This is a genomic window from Paraburkholderia sp. (assembly GCF_026225065.1).
Lineage (GTDB): Bacteria > Pseudomonadota > Gammaproteobacteria > Burkholderiales > Burkholderiaceae > Paraburkholderia.
Genome location: NZ_JAMFSB010000133.1, coordinates 1 through 2,601, shown reverse-complemented (window position 1 = coordinate 2,601; position 2,601 = coordinate 1). Strand labels below are relative to the sequence as shown.

Annotated in this window: 4 protein-coding genes and 1 pseudogene; 2 read left to right on the top strand and 3 right to left on the bottom strand. The window is 63.1% G+C overall.

Annotated features, from left to right (window positions below):
• Both M0954_RS10415 and rpe read right to left on the bottom strand, forming a co-directional pair.
• A partial coding sequence (locus M0954_RS10415) for a phosphoglycolate phosphatase (protein WP_297353051.1) occupies positions 1–676 on the bottom strand: 676 nt, incomplete at its 3' end.
• On the bottom strand, positions 673–1,362 hold the full coding sequence (gene rpe, locus M0954_RS10410; protein WP_297353049.1) for a ribulose-phosphate 3-epimerase: 690 nt from the start codon (positions 1,360–1,362) through the stop codon (positions 673–675). The genes M0954_RS10415 and rpe, both read right to left, overlap by 4 nt.
• A gap of 208 nt (positions 1,363–1,570) precedes the next feature.
• Between rpe and apaG the strand changes: the two genes are divergently transcribed.
• Complete coding sequence (gene apaG / locus M0954_RS10405) at positions 1,571–1,945, top strand: Co2+/Mg2+ efflux protein ApaG (protein WP_074262575.1); 375 nt, start codon at positions 1,571–1,573, stop codon at positions 1,943–1,945.
• 33 nt (positions 1,946–1,978) lie between these two features.
• Here the strand turns inward: apaG and M0954_RS10400 are convergent, their stop codons facing one another.
• Positions 1,979–2,113 carry a hypothetical protein gene (locus M0954_RS10400; protein ID WP_297353047.1) on the bottom strand — a complete coding sequence of 45 codons (135 nt, stop codon included), beginning with the start codon at positions 2,111–2,113 and terminating at the stop codon, positions 1,979–1,981.
• Positions 2,114–2,204: 91 nt separating this feature from the next.
• Here M0954_RS10400 and M0954_RS10395 point away from each other — a divergent pair.
• Positions 2,205–2,601, top strand: a pseudogene (locus M0954_RS10395) (MltA domain-containing protein); the annotation flags it as partial.

Below are 2,601 nucleotides of genomic sequence, written 5' to 3'. Positions count from 1 at the left end.
CAACTATACCATCCGATTTTATTGTTTGTATAGCCTGGCCATGGTTGTAGCCGTAGGGCACGGTCAGCGTCGCCATACCCGCTGCACGGCCGGCCAGCGCGTCGTTTTCGGAGTCGCCGATCGCTACTGTCGCTTCGGGCTCGACCTGCAATTGCGCGCAGGCGGTGAGCATCGGCAGCGGATCCGGCTTCTTTTTCGACAGACTGTCGCCGCCGAGCACGATGCTGAAATAGCCGGCGAGCCCGTATTGCTCCAGGAGTTCTAACGCGAAGCGGTGCGGCTTGTTCGTGACGCATGCGAGTTTGAGGCCGGCGTCGCGCATGGCTTTCAGGCCGGCCTCGACGTCCGGGTACAGCCGCGTATGGTGGCCGTTGATCCGTGCATACTCTTCCTGGTAGATCGCGAGCGCCTCGTCGAAACGGTTCTGCGCCTGGACTGCCTCGAAGCGCGGCGCGAGCACGCTGCGGATCAGATGCTCGGAGCCCTTGCCGACATAGCCCACTACTTCCTCGCGCGAGGTTTCAGCCGCATCGAGCTGGGCGAGCATGCCGTTCAGACCTGCGGTGAAGTCGTCGGCGGTGTCGACCATCGTGCCGTCCAGGTCGATGATCGCCGCGAGAATGCGCGGCCCGCCGAACACCGGCGCGGGAAACTGCGGCGTTGCGCTTGCCGTCATGCGCGTTGCTCGACTTTCGCCAGTTCGGCGCGCATCTCGGCGATGATCGTCTTGTAGTCGTGGTGGCCGAAGATGGCCGAGCCAGCCACGAAGGTGTCCGCGCCCGCTGCGGCAATCGCGGCGATGTTGTCGACCTTCACGCCGCCGTCCACTTCGAGATGAATCTCGCGGCCGGTTTTTTCCTTGTACGCGTCGATGCGCTTGCGGGCTTCGCGCAGCTTGACGAGCGCTTCGGGAATGAACGACTGGCCGCCGAACCCCGGATTCACCGACATGATCAGCACCAGATCGACCTTGTCCATGACGTAATCGAGGTGGCTCAACGACGTGGCCGGATTGAACACGAGACCGGCCTTGCAGCCGTGATCGCGGATCAGCGACAGCGTGCGGTCGATGTGGTCCGAGCCTTCAGGGTGAAAGCTGATCACGTTGGCACCGGCTTTGGCGAAGTCCGGCGCGATCCGGTCGACAGGGCGCACCATCAGATGCACGTCGATCGGCACGTCGCAGTGCGGACGGAGCGCCTCGCAGACGAGCGGGCCAATGGTCAGATTCGGCACGTAATGGTTGTCCATTACGTCGAAGTGGATCCAGTCGGCGCCGGCGGCGACGACACTGCGGACTTCTTCGCCGAGCCGCGAGAAGTCGGCCGACAGAATGCTGGGGGAGATGCGAAATTGCGTCATGGCGGGGGCGGGCGGTAGGCGGAAAAACCCATTTTACCGCCTTGTGGGTTTCCGGGCCGTGTCCGGACGGGATGGCCGGGTTGCGGGCATCCCGTGCATAAAGCAGAATGCGGGACAATAATGACGCCTTTACCGGCGCGCCTGACAGCATGGGCGCCCGAGCCTCTCGCAGCCTTTCACGACATCGTTTCACCAGACCGGAATCAGGATGAGCCAGTACGAATTCAGCGTGGCGGCGCAGGTCCAGTACCTGCCCGACGAGTCGGACCCTGAGCGCCGTCAGTATGCGTTCGCCTACACGCTGACTATCCGCAACAGCGGTCAGGTGCCGGCACAACTGATTGCACGCCATTGGGTGATTACCGATAGCGACAAGCACGAGCAGGAGGTGAAGGGACTGGGCGTGGTCGGCCACCAGCCGCTGCTCAAGCCGGGCGAGCAATTCGAATATACGAGTTGGGCGGTGATTGCGACGCCCGTCGGCACGATGCGCGGGGAGTATTTCTGCGTCGCTGAAGACGGGGAGCGCTTCGAAGCGCCGGTGCCGGAATTCGTCCTGCGCATGCCGCGCACGTTGCATTGAACCGGCGGCGCCGCACGCGGTCTTTAAACAGCGCTAGCGTTGTTTGTCGCGGTTCGCTTTCTTCTTGCCGGACGACATATAGACAACGATGAAGACGACCAGGAAGAGCGCTATCAGCAATTCCGGTACGAGCATGAGCATCGGGTATTCGTCGAACAGATCAGACATGGCGGTTTCCATCAAGTACGAACATTGTAGGGGTTTTGGCGGCGTTGTCCGCGCGGTCGGCGGCTGGCTGGGGGCGCTTTCTGTCGCGGTGATGGTGGCTTCGTGCGGAGGCGGCGGTGCGGTTCGTCCTTCCGGGCCGCCGACCGGCGCGGCGTTTGTGCCTGGTCAGGTCGCCGCGGCACGGCTCACGCAGGTTGCGTGGCAGCAGGTGCCGGGCTGGCAGGATGACTCGCTGATCGGAGCGACGGCCGCGCTGCGGCAGAACTGCTTGCGGCTCGCCCGTCTGCCGAACTGGCAACGCGCCTGCTCGGCGGCGGCGCAAATCGACGATCTGGATCTGACGAGCGCCCGTGCTTTCTTTGAAGCCTATTTCACTCCGTTCCAGTTCTCGAATACCGACGGCACGCTCGATGGTCTCGTGACCGGTTACTACGAGCCATTGCTGCGCGGTTCGCGCACCCAGCATGGGGTGTATCAGACGGCGCTAT